Source organism: Acinetobacter sp. YH12236, from assembly GCF_013417645.1.
GTDB lineage: Bacteria > Pseudomonadota > Gammaproteobacteria > Pseudomonadales > Moraxellaceae > Acinetobacter.
This window is the reverse complement of record NZ_VPDM01000003.1, coordinates 1-23,849: the sequence shown is the minus strand read 5'-3', so window position 1 is coordinate 23,849 and position 23,849 is coordinate 1. Positions and strand designations below refer to the sequence as shown.

The window sequence follows — 23,849 nt, the reverse complement described above, 5'->3', positions numbered from 1 at the left end:
AGCTTAAACATTACCATAATGGGAAGGTCAAGCTTCTGGTTTAAATTCTTGATCTTTCATTATATGAAGGCATAAAGTCCAATAAAAAAGCCCAAAGATGACTTCAGGCTTTTTCGAGATTTAGTGAAACTAATTTGTTAAATATTTACTCAGCAGAAATATCTTCAAAAAGAATTGAAGATAAATAGCGCTCACCACCATCTGGCAGAATCACCACGATATTTTTGCCTGCATTTTCAGGACGTGCAGCCAGTTGCGCAGCTGCAGCCATTGCAGCACCACTTGAAATACCCACCAAGATGCCTTCTTGAGTCGCAGTTTTACGTGCCCATTCCACTGCATCGCTACTGGTAATGGCAATCACTTCATCTACCAGATCCAGATCCAGGTTCTTTGGAATAAAGTTCGCGCCAATACCCTGAATTTTATGTGGTCCTGGAGTGAGTGTCTCACCACGTTTTGCCTGACCAATAATGGCAGATTCAGCAGGCTCTACAGCAACTGAATAAATCGGCTTGTTTTTCACTTTTTCAAAAAAGCGTGAAATACCGGTAATCGTACCGCCTGTACCTACACCCGCTACCAGAATATCGACATTACCTGCAGTCGCTTCCCAGATTTCAGGACCGGTCGTCTCTTCATGGATTTTTGGGTTAGCTGGATTTTCAAACTGTTGTGGCAGGTAATACAGTTCAGGATTTTCATTCACCAGACGTTGTGCTTCTTCCACCGCGCCTTTCATGCCTTTGGCTGGATCTGTCAGTACTAAATTAGCACCTAATGCTTTCACCACTTTACGGCGTTCAATACTCATGCTGGATGGCATGGTTAAGGTAATATCATAGCCTTTAGCCGCTGCTACAAATGCCAGCGCAATACCGGTATTACCACTGGTTGGCTCAACAATGTGCATGCCCGGCTTCAATTTACCTGACTTTTCTGCATCAGCAATCAAGGCTGCGCCAATACGGCATTTCACCGAAAATGCCGGGTTACGGCTTTCAATTTTCGCAAGTACAGTCGCTCCGCCTGAAATGGCACGATTGATACGAACCAGAGGGGTATTACCAATTGCCTCTGCATTATTGCTATAAACCGCGATACCTAAATTGGCAGGTGTTGGAAAAGCTGAATCTGTAGTCATTAGAATATCCTTGATGTTATTCGCCAAGATGTATTTACATGATACAAGCATTTTCCGGCTTTGTAGATGCCTGAAACAAGATGGAATCACGATAGCAGTTTGAAATGAAACATCTTCTTTTTAAAAAACCGGAACACGATAAAATTATCTTATATTTTAATTAGTAAATTATAACTATTCTTGATAACACAATTCATTAAAAACCATAGTAATTCACGCTTTCTATCCATCAATTCACGCTGTTCGAGTCGTATAATTCGCGGGCTGTAATTGTATAAATGGACATAGTAAATGAAAACCGATCTTGAAATTGCCGCGATGCGGGATTCAGCTCAACAGGTTGTCGGTATTTTAAAGTTAATGGCCAATACGGACCGACTGCTCATTTTATGTCATCTCTCCCAAAATGAACTGAATGTCTCTCAAATTGAAGAGATTACCGACATCAGACAGCCAACCCTGTCTCAGCAGCTCATGATTTTGCGTAAAAGCGATGCGGTAAATACCCGTCGAGACGGTAAACAGATCTATTATTCGATCAAAGACCAGAACCTGGTAGAAATGTTAAAAAAGCTTTATCAAATCTACTGTGTAAATCAAGCAGTCGCTTAAAGCTGCAATTTACCTCATTCGTCCTGTTTTATTTTAAAGCGATCTGCCTGATTTAAATTTTCTTTACTGAGAGTTTTAAGTCTTTTGCCTTGATCCTTTGTCCCCTCATTCATTTTTTAAAATGTGAATGATCACCTATTTATATCCTAAGACTTCTTAGCAGAATTTGTGCATAATATATCTATATTTGTGATTTAGACCTGTATATGCCAAATTTTAAGTCTAGACTGCTCAATAGACTCCCTGCCTGGTCATGGTTAAGTCAGTACAGCCCAGTGAAATTAAAATCAGATGTACTGGCTGCCCTGATTGTCGTCGCGATGCTGGTACCCCAAGGGATGGCCTATGCCATGCTGGCAGGTTTGCCACCGATTATGGGACTCTATGCCAGTATTCTACCAATGATCATTTATGCCTTATTGGGCGGCAGTACGACCTTATCGATTGGACCAGTAGCCATCATTTCCATGATGACCTTTGCCACACTGAATCCATTATTTGAAGTGGGTTCTCCGGTCTATATTGAAGCGGCAACTTTATTGGCATTGATGGTCGGCATTATTTCCCTGCTTTTAGGTGTATTCCGTTTCGGCTTTTTAATTCAGCTGATCAGCCATCCGGTCATTCAGAGTTTTATTATTGCTTCGGCTCTATTGATTGCTTTTGGTCAGTTCAAGTTTCTGGTGGATTTACCTTTAAAAGCCAATAATATTCCCGAGCTGGTGAAAAGCCTGATTGAATATTTACCACTTTTGCATCTCCCGAGTCTGATCTTTGGCCTGCTTTCTATCGGTTTACTGGTTTATCTGCCGAAACTATTAAAATCTCAAGCAGTACAAAGCCGGATCGGTTCGACTGATTTTCTGGTTCGAGCAGTTCCACTGATTCTGGTTTTTCTCGGTATTGCAGCCGTTCTGTTTTTAGACTTAAAAGTTCAAGGCATTAAAACGGTCGGTGAAATTCCTTCTGGCTTTCCGCCCTTGTCTTTCCCACACTGGAACTGGGAGCTGGTGATGACCTTATTACCGGGTGCCAGCATGATTGCCATGATCAGTTTTGTAGAATCTCTCTCTATTGCTCAGGCAACGGCGCTACAGCAGCGTAGCAATTTAAACAGTAACCAGGAATTAATTGCGCTCGGTGTAGCCAATATCAGTGCCGGAATCAGCTCCGCCTTTCCTGTAACCGGCAGCCTGTCACGTACGGTGGTTAATGCTGACGCTGGTGCCAAAACACCTTTGGCTGGTGTTTTGTCTTCTTTATTGATTGTCGTGGTTAGTCTGTTCTTTACCAGCTTTTTTGAGGATCTGCCGCTGACCATTCTGGCTGCAACCATTATTGTGTCTATCTGGAAACTGGTCAATTTCCAGCCTTTTGTCGATGCCTGGCGTTATTCCAAAGCTGACGGCATTGCCATGTGGATTACCTTTTTTGGCGTGGTATTACTGGATATCACCACTGGCTTGATTGTCGGGATTATTTCGACCTTTATTCTTATGCTATGGCGCATCAGCCGTCCTCATATTGCAGTCGTGGGTCTGGTCGAAGGCACCCAGCATTTCCGAAATATCCAGCGTCATCAGGTGATGACCTCTGATCGGGTTTTGTCTCTGCGTATAGATGAAAACCTAAGTTTTTTAAATGCACATACCTTAAAAGGTTATCTGATTAATCAGTTAAGTTTAAATGACAAGTTAGAGCATGTGATTTTGAACTGCTCCAGTATCAGTGCGATTGACTTGAGTGCTTTGGAAACGCTGGAAGAACTCAATGCTGAATTGTCTAAACTGAATATTCGACTGCACTTTGCAGAAGTGAAAGGCCCGGTATTCGACCGCTTGCAGGCCTCCAAACTAATGACACATTTGAGTGGACAGATTTATCTGACCCATTTTCAGGCAATTCAGGATCTGGCTCCGGAAATCTTCGAGAAGCCTCAGCATTATATGATTTAAGATTTTTCAATTCTTTGCATGATAAACATGCTGTCATGCAAAGAATTGAACTGAAATATAACTGGAAATGATTGATTTAAATTTTATATTCATCTAAAAAATAAAGATTAAAAACCGATCATTGAATCTGGCTATTTCTAAGAATTTTGTATGGAAATAATACGATCAAGATAAAAAATCATCTTAATTATTTATTAATTTTCAGATATTTAAATATTATCTAAAAATATATTTTAAGCGATCCTTAATTTAAGTATAAAATAACGCAAATTTTTTTCGCATTTAGCCCTCGTAATTTTCACAAGGCAACCTTATGTTTTCTGCCCTATCGCGTCTGAGTTTAGTCTCCCGAATCATCATCGCCATTATTCTAGGCGTTGGTGTGGCTCTGTTATTTCCTGAAGCTGCACCTTCCTTAAGCCTATTGGGCGATCTTTTTATTAAGGCACTAAAATCCGTCGCGCCAGTTCTGGTTTTCATTCTGGTTCTTGCATCAATCGCAAATTTCCAGGTTGGCCAGACCAATTCAACGATAAGACCTATTATGCTGATGTATGCTGTCGGCATGTTCCTGGCAGCACTAAGCGCTGTCATCGCCAGTATTTTATTTCCAAGCACATTATTTCTGGATATTGCAGCGCAAGGTGATTTACAGCCACCAGGCAGCCTAGGTGAAATTCTCAAAAATCTGGTGCTGAGCTTTGTAGCGAACCCGGTGGTTGCCATTGCTGAAGCGAATTTTATTGGAATTCTGGCATGGTCAATTGCGTTAGGAATTGCCTTCCGTCATGCATCACACACAACTAAAACCTGTTTAAATGACGCTGCCAATGCAATCAATTATGTAATTCGTCTGGTGATCAGCTTTGCGCCAGTGGGTATTTTTGGTCTGGTTGCCGTGACTTTTGCTGAAGCGGGCCTAGATACCTTGACCAGCTATGCGCATTTATTAGCTGTTCTGCTGGGTACCATGGTATTTGTAGCCTTGGTGATTAACCCGTTAATGGTCGGTTTCATTACCCGTCGTAATCCGTATCCACTGGTCTTTACCTGCTTACGTGAAAGTGGCATTACTGCGTTCTTTACCCGCAGTTCTGCTGCCAATATTCCAGTAAACCTGGACTTGGCAAAACGCTTAGGTGTGAAAGAGACTACTTCAAGCGTAGCGATTCCTTTAGGTGCAGCAATTAACATGGCCGGCGCATCAGTGACGATTACCGTGTTGTCTTTAGCTGCAGTAAATACTTTAGGTGTTAATGTTGACTTCACTACTATGCTAATTCTTTCTATCGTAGCGACTGTGTCTGCGTGTGGTGCTTCAGGTGTGGCTGGTGGTTCACTATTGCTAATTCCCGTGGCTTGTGGCCTGTTCGGGATTTCTTCAGATATCGCAATGCAAGTGGTGGCAATTGGTATGGTGATCAGTGTATTGCAGGACTCTACCGAGACTGCACTCAACTCATCTACCGATGTTTTATTTACAACAGCAGTAGACCGCGCTACAGATTGATTTTATATTGAAGAATCAAGATGTTTTTCTAATGATATTGCCATGCCATTACAGCGTTTACCATCGTGGGTTCAATTGGGTGCATTCTTCCTTGCGGTAAATGCCGGAATGATTAATGTATTAGGACTGGTGACCGTGTTGCATCAGTCCGTTTCACATATGACCGGTAACGTCAGTATGCTGGCGATGGCGCTGCTGGACTGGCAACCACGCCAGATTTTGTATCTGATTCTGGTTACGCTCTGTTATGTGATTGGCTCGATGTATAGCGGGCTGATTTTAGGAAATAGTCACTTTCGCTTGGGACGCCTGTATGGTTATCCTTTAAGCCTAGTGGCTTTTTTTATATTCATTTGCTGGCTGTTATTGCCCTATTTCCCGCGTTATGCCTTGTTATGGGCCTGTGTCGCGATGGGTGTACAAAATGCCATGGTCAGCCACTATAAAGGTGCGATTATCCGGACCACCCATTTGTCTGGTGTACTGACCGATTTAGGTCTGGCTATGGGCTATCGCCTGCGTGGTCTGGTAGTAGAATCTCGTAAAGTGATCCTGCATATGCTGATTCTGGCCGGCTTTTTGGTGGGTGGCATACTTGCCAGCTGGATTTATCCTTATTTAAAATTAAATGCATTCCTGGTCCCTACAGTGTTAAGCCTGCTGCTTAGCCTGACCTATTGGGTGATCTATTTACGTTATCGACATCAACACGACTAATTTCTGGAAATTCTCATGGTTAAAAATGCATTACAGGCACAATTGATAAAGGCAGGCTTGGTCGATAATAAAAAAGCCAACAAACTGTCTAAACAGGCTGTACATGAAAAACGCACAGGTGACAGTAAAGAAGCCGAAATCAAGGCCAAGATTGAACAGGACAAACAGGAAAAGCTGGCTAAAGACCAAGCCATTGAACAAGCGAAAAAAGCCCAGTTGCAGGAAAAAGGACTCAAAGCTGCCATCATGCAGATGATTAATCAGCATAAAATCCGCGATACGGATGGCGAAATTAGTTATCAGTTTATTGATGACAGCAAGATCAAGAAAGTTTATATCAACCAGCAGATTTATAATGCACTGGTCGCTGGCAGTCTGGTGATTGCACGTGAAAATGAGAGTTATGCCTTCCTGCCTAAAGCTCTGGCGGATCGCATCAATTCAAAAATGGAAGGCTTTATCATCGTGAATAATTCAGAGAAAAATGAAGAAACTACTGATGAAGAAGATCCATATGCAGCTTATGTGATTCCTGATGATTTAATGTGGTAAGCACATTTTCCTTAAAAGGAAAGCATAAATAAAAAACCGGCATATTTGCCGGTTTTTTTAATCTGTTTCATTAAGTCTATGTCAGCTTGCCTTTTGCATATTCTTGTTTTAATAGATAGCAAATTTCACTCAATTCAAATCCTATTTGGAAACTTAAGATTTCATATAACAGGCTTTAAATGAAAGCGCTAATAACTAAAATTTAGTCTGTAAATATTCAATAAATCCCTCAATTTTCTTAATCACGTATAAGCAGATATGCAAAGGACTCACGTTATTTTGCTGAGCTTTTTCTACCCTATACTTTGCTCTTTCTAAGAGTGCTATTACATAATGTATAGAGCTTTTAAGAATTTTTTCGTATCTTTTTTTGAATACAAGTAACAATCAATTTTTTCAAAAGATTCATCATTAACCACTATCTCTAATATAGTGTTATTAATTTCATGGCTTATTGATTGCTCAATATGTTCCAGTTCATAGGAATGTAAGCTTGTGCTATAACTATTTGAAGATTTTTCATTTTTAATGATTAAGATTATATGATTTTAATCCTAGCACTATCCCCTAAAAAAAGTAAGTATATAAAATGTAAAATAAACATTAAGTTATGTTGAACTAACATAATAAACGCTATACCAAATTCTTTAATTCACTCTGACCTTTTTTAATTTTTTAAAGTTTAAAAAGAAGCATAGGAATACCAAGTTAGGCTGTTCTATCGATTTTTCACATTTCCTAGCCATTAACCAATCAATTTTCATTGATCTATTTAATCTGAATTATCCTGAAGGAAAAAATAAATGCCTGAATAGTGATTAAGTTCGCCTCCTCTAAGAAAGATATGTTTTAAAAGGTTATCCAAGATTAAAAAATTGCGTTTAAACCTATAAACTCTAACAAATTTTTTGAGTTAAAGAGAAAGATCAGTTGGAACAGTTTAATTTTATTCAGAATATTCGAGATTGGGCCGATCAGTACCCATGGCTGGAAATGTTATCTTCACTGAGTATTGTGATTTTACTGGCCATCCTTGCCAATGTGTTTGCCAAACAGATTGTCGTACGCGGTATTCGTCAACTGATTTCCAAAATGCCCTTTGCCAATAATCAGATTTTTGCTGAACATAGTGTGATTCGCCGGATTTCCAATATTGTTCCGGCAATCGTGATCATGAACGGGATTACCACTGTCCCGCATTTATCCGATAAGGTGCAAACCTTTGTGCAAATGGGTGCTCAGGCGTTTATTTTCCTGACCATTGCTCTGGCACTCGGTGAGTTACTGAATATCTTTAACCTGATTTATCAGCGTAATCCCAAGTCACGCAACAAGCCGATTAAAGGTTATTTACAGCTGGTCAAGCTGATCATCTTCATTGTTTGTGGCTTGATGATTTTAGGCACTTTCCTGAAAAAAGATGTATTCACCTTGCTCGCTGGCTTTGGTGCGATGGCCGCTGTCCTGATGCTGGTCTTTCAAAATACGATTCTGTCACTGGTGGCTTCGGTTCAGATTTCATCTTATGACATGGTACGTATTGGTGACTGGATTGAAATGCCGACCCTAAATGCCGATGGTGATGTCATTGATATGTCATTACATACAGTGACTGTGCAGAACTTTGACAAGACTGTGACCACGATTCCGACCAATAAACTGGTGACTGATACCTTTAAAAACTGGCGCGGCATGCAGGAAGCGGGTGCCCGCCGGATCAAACGTTCAATTCATATTGATCAAACCAGCGTACATTTCATGACGGCTGAAGAACAGAACAAGCTGAAAAATTTTATCCTGCTGGATCAATATCTGAATACCAAATCAGAAGAACTAGAGAAGTTTAACCAGCAGCTCCAGCATCATTCACAATACAACCAGCGCCGTCTGACCAATTTAGGAACGTTCCGCGCTTATCTGGAATTTTATCTGCAACAGCATCCGGGTATTGCCAAAGATTTCTCATTGATGGTGCGTCAATTACAACCGACCAGCGAAGGTTTACCACTGGAAATTTATGCTTTCACCAATACAACAGTTTGGGCAGAGTATGAAAATATCCAGTCAGATATCATGGATCATATTCTGGCGATTATTCCGGAATTTGGCTTGAAGGTATATCAGGCGCCTTCTGGAAGTGATTTTAAGGAATCTTTTAACACGAGTTCTTCATCTCCGATTATCACTTAAACTAACCTCTCAACTTAAGCCCGAAATAATCTCTTATTTCGGGCTTTTTATTCAGTATTTAAAATGAATTCAATCTCTTATTTTTAGTCTTCATATTATTTGGTATAAATCTGGCATGAGTTTCTGCTCTGCAACCTAAAGTTTGATTTAGTTAAACATTTGTGGCAATTTCACTCAAATTCAGACTTCAAAAAGCAGAATCCTTTATAATTTCCGCAAAGAAAATACATGATAAGAGTACGTGAATGTTTCGATGGCTTGAACGGCTGGTAGATCCCTATCCCACCAAAAACCTGAATCAACCTTTACCCACCAGGTTTTTCCCCTTTGTCTGGCAGGCAGCTTATGGGGTACGCCGTTATTTGCTGATTCTAGTATTGTGTACCGCAGGTGCAGCCAGTTTTGAGGCCTTACTGTATTCAAAAATTGGTGATCTGGTGAACTGGTTGAGTCAAAGTCAGCCAGAGACTTTTTTAGATCAACATGCCAGCAACCTGACCTTATTGAGTATTATCTTGCTGGCCAATATCCTGTTTGCCAGTGCCCAGTCCCTGATCAAGCATCAGATTTTATACAGTAATTTCCCGATGCGTCTGCGTTGGCGCTTCCATAATTTATTGCTCAAACAGAGTTTGGACTTCTTCCATAATGATTTTGCCGGACGTTTATCGGCCAAAGTCATGCAAACGGCGCTGGCGATCCGGGAATTCTGGGTCATTTTGGGCGATATGTTGGCTTATGTGCTGATTTATTTCGTCACAATTAATATTGTTTTGGGTGCCATTTCACCCTTACTTATCTTGCCGCTTATGGTCTGGCTATTCTTGTTTATTTGTGCTGCTTGCTATTTCATTCCAAGACTAAGCAAGATTTCGTCCTTACAAGCGGATGCGCGTGCAGTCATGACCGGACGTGTGACTGATGCCTATACCAATATTCAGACCGTAAAATTGTTTGCGCATGCGGGTCGTGAAAGCCAGTATGCCAAATCCTCTATGCAGGAATTTATGGTTACGGTGTATAAGCAAATGCGGCTGGGCGCTCAATACGAAATCAGCATTCTGATGCTGAGCGTTGTGCTGTATGCAGGTGTGCTGGGAACTGCGATCTGGCTCTGGATGCAAGGTCAGGCGCAGCTCGGGATTATTGCAGCCACTACAGCAATGGTATTAAAGCTGAATAGTATTGCTGAGTTTATGATGTGGCAGACCTCTGCCCTGTTTGAAAATGTCGGTACCATTCAAGATGGGATGAAAACTCTGGGTCGTCGGATCAATATTCAAGACAAAGAAGATGCGAAAGAACTGGAACTGAAACACGGTGAGATTAAATTCGATAATGTCACTTTTGCCTATAATGAAAAACCGGTGATTGACCAGTTTAATCTGACCATTCGTCCGGGTGAAAAAATTGGCATCGTGGGGCGTTCTGGAGCTGGTAAATCGACCCTGATTCAATTGCTATTGCATTTCTATCATCTGAATCAGGGCCGTATTCTGATTGATGATCAGGATATTGCCGATGTCACTCAGGACAGTTTGCGTAAAAATATTGCGCTGGTCACTCAGGATACGTCTTTGCTGCATCGTACCGTAGCTGAAAATATCAAATACGGTCGTCCGGATGCAACTGATGAAGAGATGTTTGAAGCTGTACGCAAGGCCAAAGCAGAAGAATTTATTCCGAATCTGACTGATTTGCGTGGCCGTAGAGGCTATGACGCCTATGTAGGTGAACGTGGCGTGAAGCTTTCTGGTGGACAGCGCCAACGTATTGCCATTTCCCGGGTATTCTTGAAAGATGCGCCGATTCTGATTCTGGATGAAGCCACCAGTGCTCTGGATTCTGAGGTTGAAGCGGCTATTCAGAATAGTCTGGATGATTTGATGCAAGGTAAAACGGTTATTGCCATTGCGCATCGTCTTTCTACCATTGCGCAGATGGATCGTCTGATTGTGATGGATCAAGGTAAAATTGCCGAGCAAGGTACGCATGATGAACTGGTGGCCTTAAACGGAATCTATGCGCAGCTATGGCAGCGTCAAACCGGCGGGTTCTTGGTACAGCAACATGCCAAAACTGATAACTTACACGAAGCATAATCGCTCTATCCAGTAGTAGCTAAGCTCTACAACAGAAACCGAAGCATTCTATTTGAGTCACTTGAATAGCCATGCTTCGGTTTGCTTTTATGGGAATATCAACTATTCCACAAGCATTTTTAAATTCCAGATTATTCAAAAAACAGCCCTATTCTGAATTAATAGAAATCTGTAGGCTTTAAATTAAATCCCTAAAATATCTCTGGTTTACATTGATTTCCAACTTTAAGTTGAGCTACTCTGCTTTAAGTTGATTAAAATCTGCTTGTGGAAATTGCCACAGCTTTGTCCAACAATTTTTATCAAGAAAATGGCTTTTTCATGCCAATATGAAGTGAAAATAAAAAAATTTGAATGAGTGCAACGGATCGCGCATGAAAACAATAGCTCCACGCCAAGACCAAGGTATTCCAGGTGTATACGGTCTCTTGCTTCTCGATGTCATTTCCCGCTGGGGGTATAATAATGAGTCGCTTTTTAAGCCTTTTGGCCTGACCAGTGAACAGTTGGCAGATCCTGATTACCGTATTCCGACCCCTGTGGCCAATGAACTGGTCAAGCATGCCCTGAAGCTCACTGGTGAACCGACACTGGGTTATCACTTAGGTACCCAGATGCGGATTTCGATTCATGGCTTTATCGGTTATGCCATCATGACGGCGAATAATATTACCGAAGCTCTGGTGCTAGCGAACCGATTCATTCAGTTACGTTTACCCTTCCTGCAGCTATTTTTCTCGACCTTTGGCGCTAAGGCAACCGTACAGTTGCAAACTGATATTCAGCTGGAACCGCTTCGCACCGAAATTTCAATTGCCCTGATGATTGGCCTGATCAGTATGGCCAAAGCCATTACCGGGGTTAACGATGCAACCGGTGAAATCGACTTTGATTTCAAAAAACCGGAAGGTTTTGAGCGCTTCATGGCGAAATTTCCTACGCATCAGTTCCGTTTTGAACAGCCGCATTTAATTTTAAGCTTTGATAAAAGCTACCTGATGAACAAGTTGGTACACGCTGATCCAATTGCTAGCCAGATTGCGATTAACCAGTGTGAAGCTGAATTATCGGCACTTGGTGAACGGCACCGGATTGCCATGCGGGTACGGGATATTCTGACTCATTCCGAACAGCATTATCTGAGTATTGAAAGCGTAGCTGAACGGCTGCATATGTCGGATCGAACCTTAAAGCGTCAGTTGGCCGCTGAAGGTACTTCTTTTTCAACGCTGGTGGATGAAGTGCGCTACCGGCATGCCACTTCCTTATTATCCCGTACAGACTTTACTCTGGAGCAGATCGCTGATGAACTTGGCTATAGTGATGTGGCCAATTTTAGTCGGGCGTTTAAGCGCTGGAGTGGTCGTAGCCCGAGCAACTGGCGTAAAGATCCTTATTTATAAGCACGGATAAACCTTTTGTTTTGGCCAAAAAGAATGTATAAAACATATCAAAAATGATCTTAAGATTTTTAGGGAGTTATCAATGAATCATCCTTCAGAATTAAAGTACGCAAGTACGCATGAATGGGTACGCATTGAGGGTGATCTTGTTGTGACCGGTATTTCCGACCATGCACAGGATGCATTAGGTGATCTGGTTTATGTAGAAGCACCAGATCTTGACTCACATATTACTGCGGGCGAACAGGCTGGCGTGGTTGAATCAGTGAAAACTGCTTCTGATATTCATGCACCTGTCTCTGGTACAGTGGTTGAAATCAATGCTGCGCTTGAAGATGATCCTGACTTCATTAATGATGACCCGTATGGCAAAGGCTGGATCTATAAAATCAAACCGGACAATATGGCAGATGTAGAAAAGCTATTGTCTAATACAGAATATGAAGCTGGCCTATAAGCTACTTTGATTTAGTATGGAAAAATAAGAATCAGCCTGCGGGCTGATTTTTTTACGCATTGAAAACTTCGTATTTAAAGCTCACCATCAAATACAATGTATTTATATCGGAATTTTATTGTATTTTTCACACATTTTTCTTAAAGTCTTTGCTGTACCTGCTATCACTCGCATCAGATAGCTCAGGCTGCTTTATAAAAATAATATTCATGCTCATCGCAGCATTTCCCTATAGATCAATTTAGGAAAATTATGAAATCCAATCTATTGCTTTTATGGACCAAGCCTTTTGTGCTGTGTCTGGCCAATAACCTGTTTTTATTTATTTTCTATTTTGCACAAACCACGATTTTACCGATTTATATCCTGAAAGAATTAGGTGGAAACTTAGCCCAAGCTGGTCTGGCCATGACCTTGTTCATGATTTCAGCGATTGCTGTACGACCATTTAGCGGCCTGATTATTGAGAAATTGGGTATCCGTAAAACCTTGATTGTTTCTGGAATCTTTTTCAGTCTATTTTCCCTAGCCTACTTGCTTGCCGATCAGCTGACGACCTTATTTATCATCCGTTTTTTGCATGGGATCTGGTTTAGTATTTTGACTACCGTCTGTGTTCCTGTGGTGAATCAGTTTATTCCAGAGCAGCGTAAAGGCGAAGGCATGGGCTATTACGTTATGTCAGTCAATCTGGGTATTGTTCTAGGACCATTGATTGGCTTAAGTCTGATTGAATACTGGTCTTATTTTCAGATCACAACATTGCTGATTGCATTAGTTTTTATCGGATTTGCTTTCTGCTTAATGATTCCGGTCAAGGAGACTGAGAACATCATTCAAACTATTCCTGAGAAAAAAGGACTGGCGTTGTCTGATGTTGTAGAAAAGAAAGCGCTGCCTGTTGCTGTTCTGGCTGCTCTGATTTCCTTCTCTTACGCCAGCATCATGTCTTTTATTGCGCCTTTTGCTGCCAGTAAAAATCTGATGGCTTATGCCAGTTTATTCTTTGTTGTATTTGCCATTTCCATGATGAGTTTGCGTCCAATTACCGGAAAAATTTATGATCGTAAAGGCCCACAATATGTAATTTATCCTGCGCTCTTAGTATTTAGTTTAGGACTTTTTTTACTCAGTCAGATTCAGACTTTGTGGGGATTCTTACTGGCTGCGGTATTGATTGGTGTCGGTTTTGGCAGCGCACAACCTTGCATTCAAACACTGGCCATTCAACGTGCACCGAAACACCGGATTGGTTATGCTACTTCGACCTTTTATACCTTCTATGATGTAGGAATTGCGGTCGGTTCGCTACTGATTGGGGCGCTTATTGCGACTTATAGTTATCAGTTCGCCTTTATTCTCTGTAGTTTACTCACCTTATGCAGTATTGTTTACTTTAAACTGGTCGTTCAAGTTAAGACTGCCTAATACAAGTTAATATCTAAATATAATAAAAAAACAGGCAGATGAACTGCCTGTTTTAATTCTGACACGAAGATGTATTTATTCAGATGCTGAAGTATTTTCCTGTTCTTTTTCTTCAGCTTTCGGTTCTTGCATCATCGTGAATTGTGTTGCTTCTCCAGCAGCAGGATTATCCTGGCGGTTGCTTTTCAGCTTGATCTGTAAACGTAATTCATTAGTCGAATCAGCATTACGCAATGCTTCCTCATAAGAAATCGCACCCTCGTTATACAGGTCAAATAAGGCCTGATCGAAAGTCTGCATGCCCAGTTCACGAGATTTGCCCATAATGGCTTTCAGCTCATGAAACTCACCTTTTAGAATCAGATCAGAAATCAAAGGTGTATTTAACATGATTTCAATTGCAGCCCGACGCCCTTTTCCATCCTGAGTACGAATCAGACGCTGGGAAATAATCGCCTTCATATTCGAAGATAAATCCATTAATAACTGATTACGGCGTTCTTCCGGGAAGAAGTTAATAATCCGGTCCAAAGTCTGGTTAGCATTATTGGAATGCAGTGTACCCAGACATAAATGTCCGGTTTCAGCAAAGGCAATTGCGTGTTCCATGGTTTCGGTATCCCGAATCTCACCGATCAGAATTACATCGGGGGCCTGACGCAAGGTATTTTTCAGCGCATTGTGCCAGGAATGGCAATCGACTCCAACTTCACGGTGAGTAATCATGGATTTCTTGTGTTTATGTACATATTCCACCGGATCTTCCACGGTAATGATATGCCCCGCCGAATTTTCATTGCGGTAGTCAATCATCGCTGCCAGAGAGGTCGATTTACCTGAACCCGTTCCTCCTACAACCAGTACCAGACCGCGTTTTTCCATAATCACGTGTTTCAATGATTCTGGTAATTTCAGTTTCTGGAAATTTGGAATTTCTGCCGTAATGGTCCGGATTACCATCCCGACCTGAAGCTGTTGTACAAAAACATTTACCCGGAAGCGCGATACACCCGGTACAGTAATCGCGAAGTTACATTCTAGTTCAGCTTCAAACTCTTGACGCTGTTTATCATTCATCAAGCTATAAGCAAACAGTTTGGTTTTTTCAGCAGTAAGAATTTGTTGTCCAAAGGGCTTCATTAAGCCCTGATGTTTAATACTCGGTGGAAAATCTGCGGTAATAAATAAGTCTGAGCCCCCATATTCCACTACTTTGGTCAGCATGTGATGCATGAATTTTTTTGCTTCGTCCAACAGTTCTGCCGTGAACATTCTCTTCCCCTGGAAATACACAATTACATGAATTTAAATGCTTGATTCATGCCAATATCATTTGATTTTTATTGTGCAGCGTTTTTTTTAAAGCCTCAAACAGATTTGATTTATAAAGAAAATATTTTTGGAATATTATGTGATGAAGTTCAACAAAATATCAATTAACTAGGCAAAATTTGCATTTTAAAAACTACTTCATTTTAAAAGAATATTACGATGAACAAGATCATATTCAGGATAAATGCAAGATGGTGAAACTGAATTCACCAGGTAAGTAAGGATAAAATTAAAAAATTAGATAGGTGGCTGAAAGCTGCCTTGCTTAAAAGCCACCATTAAAGAAGATTTATGACTCAGTTCTATTGAGCTGAATAGTAATCTGTTTATTAAAAAAAAGATTAATCAGGAGAAAGTACACGCGATCTGGACTGTTCCAGAAGTGAAATCTGTGCATTTTCTGCCTGTAAAACAGGATTAATACGACTGCTCTTCAGCTTGATTTGCAAACGTAATTCATTGCTGGAGTCTGCATTACGCAAGGCTTCTTCATAAGAAATAATGCCTTGGTTATATAAATCAAATAATGCCTGATCAAAGGTTTGCATGCCCAGTTCCCGCGAACGAGCCATAATCGTTTTAAGTTCATGGAATTCACCTTTACGAATCAGGTCAGAAACTAAAGGGGTATTTTGCAGAATTTCTACCGCAGCCCGACGACCTTTACCATCTTCAGTGCGAATTAGCCGCTGAGAAATCACGGCTTTGATATTAGCTGATAAATCTAGCAGTAACTGATTACGGCGTTCTTCTGGAAAGAAGTTAATAATCCGGTCCAGTGCCTGATCGGCATTATTAGAATGGAGTGTTGCAAGACATAAATGGCCAGATTCAGCAAAGGCAATTGCATGCTCCATACTGTCTGTATCCCTGATTTCGCCAATCACGATAACGTCAGGTGCCTGCCGCATGGTATTAATCAGTGCATTGTGCCAGGAAACGCAATCTACACCAATTTCACGCTGGGTGATCATCGAGTTTTTATGCTGATAGACATATTCCACCGGGTCTTCGATCGTAATAATATGCCCTTCAGTATGCGTATTACGATAATCAATCATGGCTGCCAATGTAGTCGATTTCCCGACACCCGTTGCACCAACTACCAGCACCAAACCACGTTTCTGCATGATGACCTGTTGCAATGAAGCTGGTAAGCCTAACTGCTCAAAGCTTGGAATATCTGTCGTAATGACCCGAATCACCATGCCTACATTGTGCTGTTGCTGGAAGACATTAACCCGGAAACGCGACACGCCCGGGATGCTAATACTAAAATTGCATTCCATCACCGATTCAAATTCCTGAATCTGTCGCTCGTTCATCAAGGCATAAGCAAACAAACGGGTCTTATCGGCTGTGAGTTTCTGCTGGCCAAACGGTTTCATTAACCCTTGCTGTTTGATACTGGGCGGGAAATCAGCTGTAATAAAAAGATCGGAACCACCATATTCCACGACTTTGGTCAGCATATGGTGCATAAATTTACGTGCTTCATCGAGTAATTCAGTTGTATACATAGCAAGCTTCCCGGGATCATTACTCATCCGCTGTTTAAAAACAGTATCAGGCTGACCTCTAATAATTATTGTTATTGTTATTGTTTATTTTTTTAAATTAATTATTTTTTATGAATTTTTTAAAATCGTTTTAATACTCATTGTTTTAATTTTCAAAATATCGAATTGTTGCTTTCAGCATTTAGAAAAATACTTCTGAACAACCATATCCGATCATAATATCTTTCCTCAACGAATTGAGGAAAGATAAGATCGTGAGTTTAAGCGCTACGCTTTAAACTTTCGCATCGCAGTGAATCAGCCATATTTAACAATAATTGCTCGGTTTTTGTCCAGCCCAGACATCCATCAGTCACTGACTGGCCGTAAACCATATCTTCAGAGATTTTCTGATTGCCATCGACCAGATGACTTTCGAGCATTACACCCCGCACATTGCTGTGCAAACGTTCAGCGACGATCTGCTCCAGCACTTCAGGTTGTAGCATTGGGTTTTTTGAACTATTGCCATGACTGCAATCAATAACCAGGGCCGGCAAATCGGTTGAGTGTTTCGCTTTAATTTTTTCAATTTCAGACAACTGGTAGTTCGGACCACTATTTGAACCACGCAGGATCAAATGTGCTTTTGGATTCCCTTTTGAGCTCAGGATACACGGCAGACCCGATTGGCTCATGCCCATGAACTGATGTGGATTGGAAGCTGACTGAATAGCATCAAGAGCAATTTGAATCGAACCATCTGTCCCATTTTTGAAACCGATGCTGTACGGCATATGGCTGGAAATTTCACGGTGAATTTGTGATTCACTGGTACGCGCGCCAATCGCACCCCAGGCCAATAGATCATCGAAATACGCCGTTGCCATTGGACTTAAGATCTCTGAGGCAATCGGCAGGCTCATGCCAATCAGTTTTAGGTACAGTGCACGAGATTTTTCCAGACCCAATTGCATATTGGATGAGCCATCGAGTTCTGGGTCATACAGGAAGCCTTTCCAGCCTACGGTGGTACGTGGTTTTTCAATATAGGCCCGCATAACCAGGAAAATTTGATCAGAAACCTGTTCCTGAAGCTGTTTTAATTTTTCTGCATATTCCAGTGCGGAAGCTTCATCATGAATGGAACATGGTCCGGTAATCACCATTAAACGGTGATCTTTACCCTCTAAAATATTTTGAATAATTTGACGCTGTTCAGCGACTTGTACAGCCAATTGCGGAGACAGTGGCAATTGCTGCTTAAGCTGCTGTGGTAAAGCTAAAATGGTTTCTGTTTGATGTTGTTGTGATGTATGTGCAATATTCATGACTTTAAATCCTGGGACTGGCAATCAGTCCAAACTTTTATTTGAGCGTTATGGGTCTAATCGAAGATGTCGAAAGCGTCATTAGCTGGCTAAAGTAAGACCAATAAAAGTTGCTAAAGTATGAATAGTTAAAGTTTGTCATGGCTGTCTCCAAAAAATTGTTAAATCACATGCATAAAAAAACCTGATCAGGGTTGCCGATCAGGTATTAACTGGTGGGCAACCTTTTTATTGCCCAAACGCATTCAGGCAATTATCTAAACTGCCAGAAATAAAAATAAGCGTTTGAAATGATAGGTTGCTTTAACATGTTTATGTCTTTCATAAAAATGTGAATCTGAAATTAAAATACGCGCTCTATCCAGTTTTGACAAGTAGTAAATATAAAAAAATATTTATCAGTATTTATACTTTTACTTATCGCCCTAGAATTCTAACCTTTCAGATATTAATAATGGACAAAGTCGTGACGGTCAGCAGACTTTGCCCATTTCCTTAAAACCAAGAGCATATTAGATCTTGGTTTTGGCATTTGCAATTAACGGGTTACGCGATTCCATGCATCACGTACTGCAAATTTTGCCTGTTCCCAGTTCAGACGTGACTGGCCTTTTACTTGCTCCCATTTTACTTTCAGATCGCTTTCTACGTCTTCAAAACGGGTATTAGCATCATATGCCCCACGGTTTTCATAACCGACACGATAGGCCGCATCATAGTCACGATCGTAATCTAAATCGCTATACGTGGTACGGGCATCTGAATAATAAGGGGTTTCAACAGCATTATCTCGCCAGAAAGCTGCTTCTTCAGTCGGGTTCACAGCTTCGCCTACGCCTTTACCTGCGAGACCACCGACCACTGCCCCCACAACACCGCCTACTGCTGCACCAACAGGACCGCCTGCTGCACCGACCGCTGCACCTGCAGCTGCACCACCGGCGGCACCTACGCCTGTACCAATAGGATGTGCACCTGGCTCGCCGCTAATTGGATCGGCATTTAAATCATCACGGACATCTTTAGGAGAATTTTTAATACGATCAAATCTATCATTCGACATAGAGCTTATCCTTATTCTTTAAAATGATTCTTAAACATGGTTTTAATCGCGTCTATCGATACGCTTCTATTCACTATAAGCATCTGGCATGTAATGACCTTAGAAGCCTTGTGTTTTTTAGGTAAAGCTCTGTGGTGCTTTGATAGGCAAATGTATCTGATATATTTTAATTATTAAAATAAAAGGCCGGTGTTTACCGGCCTTTATGAAGTTTAAATCGCTAAATCATTTTAATCAAAATGAATCACGCTACGGATCGATTTGCCTTCATGCATCAGATCAAAGGCTTCATTGATCTGTTCTAATGGCATCTTATGTGTCACAAATGGTTCTAACTGAATTTCACCTTTCATGGCCTGTTCAACCATGCCCGGTAATTGAGAACGGCCTTTAACACCACCAAATGCCGTACCCATCCATTTACGGCCTGTGACTAGCTGGAATGGACGAGTTGAGATTTCTTTACCTGCACCTGCTACGCCAATAATCACAGACTGACCCCAGCCACGGTGTGCACATTCTAGTGCTGAACGCATTACGTCGACATTACCAATACATTCAAAAGAGTGGTCTACGCCCCAACCGGTCATTTCCACAATCACTTGCTGAATTGGCTTATCATAGTCTTTTGGATTCACAAAATCAGTAGCGCCAAACTGTTTAGCCAGTTCGAATTTATCTGGATTGGTATCCACGGCAATAATACGGCCGGCTTTGGCTTGGCGAGCACCTTGTACAACTGCAAGACCAATACCGCCTAAGCCAAATACAGCGACGCTATCGCCTTCCTGTACTTTAGCAGTGTTATGTACTGCACCAATACCGGTAGTCACGCCACAGCCCAATAAACACACTTGCTCATGGTTAGCTTCAGGGTTAATTTTCGCCAGAGAAACTTCTGCAACGACTGTATATTCAGAGAACGTTGAACAGCCCATATAATGATAAATCGGCTGGCCATTATAAGAAAAACGGGTAGTTCCATCTGGCATTACACCTTTACCCTGAGTCGCACGAACCGCTACACACAGGTTGGTCTTACCCGATTTACAGAACAGACATTCACCACATTCTGCTGTGTAAAGTGGAATCACATGATCACCCGGTTTCAGACTCGTCACGCCTTCACCTACCTCAACGACCACACCCGCGCCTTCATGGCCTAAAATGGCTGGAAATACGCCTTCCGGATCATCACCAGACAAGGTAAATGCATCGGTATGACATACGCCAGTATGGCTAATTTTTACCAGTACTTCACCTGCTTTTGGTGGAGCAACATCTACTTCCACAATTTCTAATGGCTGACCTGGGCCAAATGCAACCGCTGCACGTGATTTCATGTAAAACGATCCTTTTATTACTGATTTACAGATGGTTAACAGTAACCTCTTTCTATTCGGAGATTCAACCATTAACATCACAAGTTGAGGAATAAAACCCCTATAACTAATGGAACATCAATGACTAAGCCCTCGTCAATTACATGTTTAAGTATTTTTGTTTTTAGCCTGACTATTTCTGGCTGTGAATTAGCTCCCAATACAGCAAAAGAAGAAGCTATTACTCCAGTACAATCGACCCACTGGATCAGAGAGGAACAACTGCCACAGATTCAGGAAGGGAAAACGGCTTATCTGCCTTTATATGACGGTTTTATGAGTATGGCGGCAAGGTTATATCTGATTAATCAAGCCAAATACCATCTCGACCTGCAATATTACATCTGGAAAGATGACTATATTGGCAACATGATCCTCTCCCAATTATTAAAAGCCGCAGACCGTGGGGTGAAGGTTCGGGTTCAGATTGATGACCAGAACGGGACTCAACTGGATGATAAGTTGCTGGCCTTAGCCCAGCATCCTAATTTCGAAGTCCGACTATTTAATCCTTATAAATTCCGTCAATTGCGTGCCCTGGATTACGGATTCCGTATGAAATATATTAATCCGCGTATGCATAACAAACTGATTATTGCGGATGGTACGGCAGCGGTCACAGGTGGTCGGAATATCAGTAGTGAATATTTTGATGCCAGTAAGGATTTTCAGTTTAGCGATGTTGATATTTTCTTTGCCGGAAAGCCAGCACACGATGCGAATCAAACCTTTATCAAATTCTGGAACGATGATCTAAGCTATGATATCCGACAAGTTCTAAATGATTCGGGTAATCCACAACTTTTAAAACGACTAAGAACTGAATTTAAAGAAGATGAAGTCGATAAAAATGAATTGAAACGCCGAGTCGGTATTGCGGAGCAGCAGATTGATGAACAACTGAGAAAGCGCCCGATCAAATGGGGAAATGCCTATTTTGTTGCCGATGCCCCTTCCAAGGTTCGTCGTAGCGCCCAGAATGGCGATTATATTTATACCCATATGCTGGAACTCATGGGTGAACCCAAAGACCACCTGGAATTGGTTTCTTCTTATTTCATTCCTACTCAGGAAGGTGCGGATTATTTAAGTAAACGTTCCCAACAGGGTGTCAAAATCAGAATTTTAACCAATTCTTTCCAAGCAAATGATGTTGCTTTGGTTCATGCCTATTATCAGCAATACCGTAAACAGCTGCTCAAGAATGGAATCGAGCTCTGGGAATTCAAACCTTATATTGAACGGCCAAAACGGACCTGGTATGAAATTATGACCGGTAATATTATTCCGGCCAAAAATAAGAACAGTTCCAGTTTACATGCCAAATTCTTTGATCTGGATGGCATGGTATTTATTGGTTCCTTTAACTTTGATCCACGCTCTGCCTATTTAAACACTGAAGTCGGTCTGGTGATTGAATCCGATCAACTTCAAGATGAAATTACTAAGTCCTTAAACCAGTATTTACCCAGAATGGCTTATCAACTGAAGTTAGATAAAGAGGGTGAGATCATTTGGCTGGAACACCAAAAAAATGGTTCAGTCATTCAGCATAATCATGACCCTGAAACGACACAGTTCCAGCGTTATATGATGAATCTGGCAACAAAATTCCCGGGAGAATGGTTAATGTAATGACAGATACATTGCAATAAAATTACATTTAATGTGATTTTTCCTTAATTGATAGTTGGCTTTGGATATTTTAAATCTTTATTGGTGATAAGCTGAACAATATAAAATTGACTAAATCTCTAAATCGGGTTTTTATACTTATATTTTTCAGCTTATTTCTTATATATTAATCAGATCAATACCTACAAAGGTTTTACCTATTCCGTTGATTGCTCTAAAATTACACTTTTCCAGTATTTTGCGAATTTTCGCTTTCCACTCCCATGCAATTTTTTGATTTAAGTCGTCAGTTTAAACTCAGTGATATTCTCACCCCTGTTAAGACCTTGCAGGATCTGTCTCAACAAGAATGGTTTTTAGCCAAAATACGGGTTGAACATGACTGCCTGTCTGATTCGGACTTGGTCGAAGGTCAGGTCGTACTTAAATCTAATCAGAATATCCAGGTCGAACTGGAATGGCTGATTCAGGATACCGGTTATGAATTACAGGTGCTATTCAAAGGTGTTGAAACCGAAGCTTCTGAAGAAACACTGGTGATGGTTAAAGGCGCGCAACTGGTCGATGAACAACAGCAACTGATTTCTGCACAAGCTTTAAGTTTATGGATTGACGGGACATTACTCCCGATGTTGCCGAATATCCGCAAAGAAATTAAAGCGCGCTTAAACCTGTGGGATTATGTGGAATATGATGGTTAATTCATTTTTCCATTTCTAAAATTTGAAAGAGCCATATCGGCTCTTTTTCGTTTACAGGGAATTTACCTAATATATTTAATTGGTTAAATTGCCCTTGCCTGAATATTTTTATGGCAATGCCTATTTTAGACATACAGATTAAGCTTGATTAAAATAATAAAGAGAAAACATCATGATTTCCCCTTCTGAATGGCAAAATATCCGTCAAGTTGTTGCAGATGCGCAGCGTGCAGCAATGCATTGTTCGATCGCAACCGTCAATCCCCAAGGCTTTCCTAGTATTACTCCGATCGGAACTGTCTTTCTGGATCAGCAGTCTAGTACAGGTTTCTTTTTTGATACTTACTCCACCACCTTCTCTGAAAATTTACAGCATCAGCCACTTGCCTGCATTCAGGCTGTGAATAGCAGCAAACTGTTCTGGTTAAGTTCCATGTTCAAGGGAAAATTTAAGCATTATCCCGGTGTACGTTTATATGCAGAGATTGGCTCTTTACGTCCTGCAACAGCGGAAGAGATTGAGAAAGTTGAATCTCGTATCTCTACATTAAAATGGAGTAAAGGTAGCAAACTGATCTGGTCCAGCTTTCATCATGTTCGGGATATTAAAGTTAAGGATTCTCGCTGGGTCGAATATCCCAATATGCAGGTAGAAAATACTTAAATACTTTCTAAAAATAAGCTTATTTCATAAATATACTTAATATTTAACCTGAGTTCGATATAAAAAAAGAGTAGAAAAAAAGCCCTGTTTTTGTAACATATTGGTTCTCAAGACAAAATGTTATAAAACAAGGCTTCTCAATGGATCATATTACCGAATTATTTTGTATTTT

19 protein-coding genes and 1 pseudogene are annotated in these 23,849 nt (G+C 41.0%); 13 read left to right on the top strand and 7 right to left on the bottom strand.

The window, feature by feature from the left end:
- Positions 1 to 145 precede the first annotated feature (145 nt).
- Positions 146 to 1,144 carry a cysteine synthase A gene (gene cysK, locus FTV14_RS02315; RefSeq protein WP_159122914.1) on the bottom strand — a complete coding sequence of 333 codons (999 nt, stop codon included), beginning with the start codon at positions 1,142 to 1,144 and terminating at the stop codon, positions 146 to 148.
- Positions 1,145 to 1,435: 291 nt separating this feature from the next.
- Between cysK and FTV14_RS02310 the strand changes: the two genes are divergently transcribed.
- From FTV14_RS02310 to FTV14_RS02290, 5 genes are all read left to right on the top strand, one after another.
- A complete protein-coding gene (locus FTV14_RS02310) occupies positions 1,436 to 1,756 on the top strand; it encodes a metalloregulator ArsR/SmtB family transcription factor (RefSeq protein WP_104426093.1) in 321 nt (106 codons plus the stop codon).
- 206 nt (positions 1,757 to 1,962) lie between these two features.
- Entirely contained in the window at positions 1,963 to 3,711 is a 1,749-nt protein-coding gene (locus FTV14_RS02305; protein ID WP_180053228.1) for a SulP family inorganic anion transporter, read from the top strand.
- Positions 3,712 to 4,024: 313 nt separating this feature from the next.
- Positions 4,025 to 5,221, top strand: a complete 1,197-nt coding sequence (gene sstT / locus FTV14_RS02300) for a serine/threonine transporter SstT (protein WP_004785593.1) — start codon at positions 4,025 to 4,027, stop codon at positions 5,219 to 5,221.
- A 42-nt stretch (positions 5,222 to 5,263) separates the two neighbouring features.
- Complete coding sequence (locus FTV14_RS02295; RefSeq protein ID WP_104426089.1) at positions 5,264 to 5,938, top strand: YoaK family protein; 675 nt, start codon at positions 5,264 to 5,266, stop codon at positions 5,936 to 5,938.
- 15 nt (positions 5,939 to 5,953) lie between these two features.
- Positions 5,954 to 6,490, top strand: coding sequence for a DUF2058 domain-containing protein (locus tag FTV14_RS02290; protein ID WP_180053227.1), 537 nt, complete (start codon positions 5,954 to 5,956; stop codon positions 6,488 to 6,490).
- Positions 6,491 to 6,685: 195 nt separating this feature from the next.
- On the opposite strand, the pseudogene FTV14_RS16125 reads toward FTV14_RS02290, so the two are convergent.
- A pseudogene (locus tag FTV14_RS16125) lies at positions 6,686 to 7,013 on the bottom strand (hypothetical protein).
- A gap of 407 nt (positions 7,014 to 7,420) precedes the next feature.
- On the opposite strand from FTV14_RS16125, the gene FTV14_RS02285 reads away from it, so the two are divergent.
- The 5 genes from FTV14_RS02285 (at position 7,421) to FTV14_RS02265 (ending at position 14,070) form a co-directional block, all read left to right on the top strand.
- Positions 7,421 to 8,680 carry a mechanosensitive ion channel family protein gene (locus tag FTV14_RS02285; protein ID WP_180053226.1) on the top strand — a complete coding sequence of 420 codons (1,260 nt, stop codon included), beginning with the start codon at positions 7,421 to 7,423 and terminating at the stop codon, positions 8,678 to 8,680.
- 245 nt (positions 8,681 to 8,925) lie between these two features.
- Positions 8,926 to 10,782, top strand: coding sequence for an ABC transporter ATP-binding protein (locus tag FTV14_RS02280; protein ID WP_179992608.1), 1,857 nt, complete (start codon positions 8,926 to 8,928; stop codon positions 10,780 to 10,782).
- A 374-nt stretch (positions 10,783 to 11,156) separates the two neighbouring features.
- Positions 11,157 to 12,185 (top strand): AraC family transcriptional regulator, encoded by a 1,029-nt coding sequence (locus FTV14_RS02275; protein ID WP_104426084.1) that lies wholly within the window; start codon positions 11,157 to 11,159, stop codon positions 12,183 to 12,185.
- Positions 12,186 to 12,267: 82 nt separating this feature from the next.
- A complete protein-coding gene (gene gcvH, locus FTV14_RS02270; RefSeq protein ID WP_104426083.1) occupies positions 12,268 to 12,642 on the top strand; it encodes a glycine cleavage system protein GcvH in 375 nt (124 codons plus the stop codon).
- A 252-nt stretch (positions 12,643 to 12,894) separates the two neighbouring features.
- Positions 12,895 to 14,070, top strand: coding sequence for an MFS transporter (locus FTV14_RS02265; RefSeq protein WP_180053225.1), 1,176 nt, complete (start codon positions 12,895 to 12,897; stop codon positions 14,068 to 14,070).
- A gap of 75 nt (positions 14,071 to 14,145) precedes the next feature.
- Here FTV14_RS02265 and FTV14_RS02260 read toward each other — a convergent pair whose 3' ends face one another.
- The 5 genes from FTV14_RS02260 to FTV14_RS02240 form a co-directional block, all read right to left on the bottom strand.
- Positions 14,146 to 15,342 carry a PilT/PilU family type 4a pilus ATPase gene (locus FTV14_RS02260; protein ID WP_125278619.1) on the bottom strand — a complete coding sequence of 399 codons (1,197 nt, stop codon included), beginning with the start codon at positions 15,340 to 15,342 and terminating at the stop codon, positions 14,146 to 14,148.
- A 401-nt stretch (positions 15,343 to 15,743) separates the two neighbouring features.
- Positions 15,744 to 16,922: a PilT/PilU family type 4a pilus ATPase gene (locus tag FTV14_RS02255; RefSeq protein WP_180053224.1), complete on the bottom strand. Its 1,179-nt coding sequence runs from the start codon at positions 16,920 to 16,922 to the stop codon at positions 15,744 to 15,746.
- A gap of 260 nt (positions 16,923 to 17,182) precedes the next feature.
- Positions 17,183 to 18,232, bottom strand: a complete 1,050-nt coding sequence (locus FTV14_RS02250) for a 3-deoxy-7-phosphoheptulonate synthase (protein ID WP_180011009.1) — start codon at positions 18,230 to 18,232, stop codon at positions 17,183 to 17,185.
- A gap of 538 nt (positions 18,233 to 18,770) precedes the next feature.
- The gene (locus FTV14_RS02245) at positions 18,771 to 19,295 is read right to left on the bottom strand and encodes a hypothetical protein (RefSeq protein WP_180053223.1); all 525 of its coding nucleotides are present in this window, start codon (positions 19,293 to 19,295) and stop codon (positions 18,771 to 18,773) included.
- A gap of 230 nt (positions 19,296 to 19,525) precedes the next feature.
- Positions 19,526 to 20,638 carry an S-(hydroxymethyl)glutathione dehydrogenase/class III alcohol dehydrogenase gene (locus FTV14_RS02240; protein ID WP_180053222.1) on the bottom strand — a complete coding sequence of 371 codons (1,113 nt, stop codon included), beginning with the start codon at positions 20,636 to 20,638 and terminating at the stop codon, positions 19,526 to 19,528.
- A 120-nt stretch (positions 20,639 to 20,758) separates the two neighbouring features.
- Between FTV14_RS02240 and FTV14_RS02235 the strand changes: the two genes are divergently transcribed.
- The 3 genes from FTV14_RS02235 (at position 20,759) to FTV14_RS02225 (ending at position 23,677) form a co-directional block, all read left to right on the top strand.
- Entirely contained in the window at positions 20,759 to 22,312 is a 1,554-nt protein-coding gene (locus FTV14_RS02235; protein WP_166138148.1) for a phospholipase D family protein, read from the top strand.
- Between the two features lie 263 nt (positions 22,313 to 22,575).
- Positions 22,576 to 23,013: a hypothetical protein gene (locus tag FTV14_RS02230; protein ID WP_125278624.1), complete on the top strand. Its 438-nt coding sequence runs from the start codon at positions 22,576 to 22,578 to the stop codon at positions 23,011 to 23,013.
- 172 nt (positions 23,014 to 23,185) lie between these two features.
- Complete coding sequence (locus tag FTV14_RS02225) at positions 23,186 to 23,677, top strand: pyridoxamine 5'-phosphate oxidase family protein (protein WP_180053221.1); 492 nt, start codon at positions 23,186 to 23,188, stop codon at positions 23,675 to 23,677.
- Positions 23,678 to 23,849 lie beyond the last annotated feature (172 nt).

Excerpts from the sequence above, each read along its gene's own strand:
- FTV14_RS02230 (WP_125278624.1), top strand. The coding sequence starts at position 22,576 with ATGCAATTTTTTGATTTAAGTCGTCAGTTTAAACTCAGTGATATTCTC.
- FTV14_RS02225 (WP_180053221.1), top strand. The coding sequence starts at position 23,186 with ATGATTTCCCCTTCTGAATGGCAAAATATCCGTCAAGTTGTTGCAGAT.
- FTV14_RS02280 (WP_179992608.1), top strand. The coding sequence starts at position 8,926 with ATGTTTCGATGGCTTGAACGGCTGGTAGATCCCTATCCCACCAAAAAC.
- FTV14_RS02235 (WP_166138148.1), top strand. The coding sequence starts at position 20,759 with ATGACTAAGCCCTCGTCAATTACATGTTTAAGTATTTTTGTTTTTAGC.
- FTV14_RS02310 (WP_104426093.1), top strand. The coding sequence starts at position 1,436 with ATGAAAACCGATCTTGAAATTGCCGCGATGCGGGATTCAGCTCAACAG.
- cysK (WP_159122914.1), bottom strand. The coding sequence starts at position 1,144 with ATGACTACAGATTCAGCTTTTCCAACACCTGCCAATTTAGGTATCGCG.
- FTV14_RS02255 (WP_180053224.1), bottom strand. The coding sequence starts at position 16,922 with ATGTATACAACTGAATTACTCGATGAAGCACGTAAATTTATGCACCAT.
- FTV14_RS02245 (WP_180053223.1), bottom strand. The coding sequence starts at position 19,295 with ATGTCGAATGATAGATTTGATCGTATTAAAAATTCTCCTAAAGATGTC.
- sstT (WP_004785593.1), top strand. The coding sequence starts at position 4,025 with ATGTTTTCTGCCCTATCGCGTCTGAGTTTAGTCTCCCGAATCATCATC.
- FTV14_RS02305 (WP_180053228.1), top strand. The coding sequence starts at position 1,963 with ATGCCAAATTTTAAGTCTAGACTGCTCAATAGACTCCCTGCCTGGTCA.
- FTV14_RS02275 (WP_104426084.1), top strand. The coding sequence starts at position 11,157 with ATGAAAACAATAGCTCCACGCCAAGACCAAGGTATTCCAGGTGTATAC.
- FTV14_RS02265 (WP_180053225.1), top strand. The coding sequence starts at position 12,895 with ATGAAATCCAATCTATTGCTTTTATGGACCAAGCCTTTTGTGCTGTGT.
- FTV14_RS02260 (WP_125278619.1), bottom strand. The coding sequence starts at position 15,342 with ATGTTCACGGCAGAACTGTTGGACGAAGCAAAAAAATTCATGCATCAC.
- FTV14_RS02295 (WP_104426089.1), top strand. The coding sequence starts at position 5,264 with ATGCCATTACAGCGTTTACCATCGTGGGTTCAATTGGGTGCATTCTTC.
- FTV14_RS02290 (WP_180053227.1), top strand. The coding sequence starts at position 5,954 with ATGGTTAAAAATGCATTACAGGCACAATTGATAAAGGCAGGCTTGGTC.
- FTV14_RS02250 (WP_180011009.1), bottom strand. The coding sequence starts at position 18,232 with ATGAATATTGCACATACATCACAACAACATCAAACAGAAACCATTTTA.
- gcvH (WP_104426083.1), top strand. The coding sequence starts at position 12,268 with ATGAATCATCCTTCAGAATTAAAGTACGCAAGTACGCATGAATGGGTA.
- FTV14_RS02240 (WP_180053222.1), bottom strand. The coding sequence starts at position 20,638 with ATGAAATCACGTGCAGCGGTTGCATTTGGCCCAGGTCAGCCATTAGAA.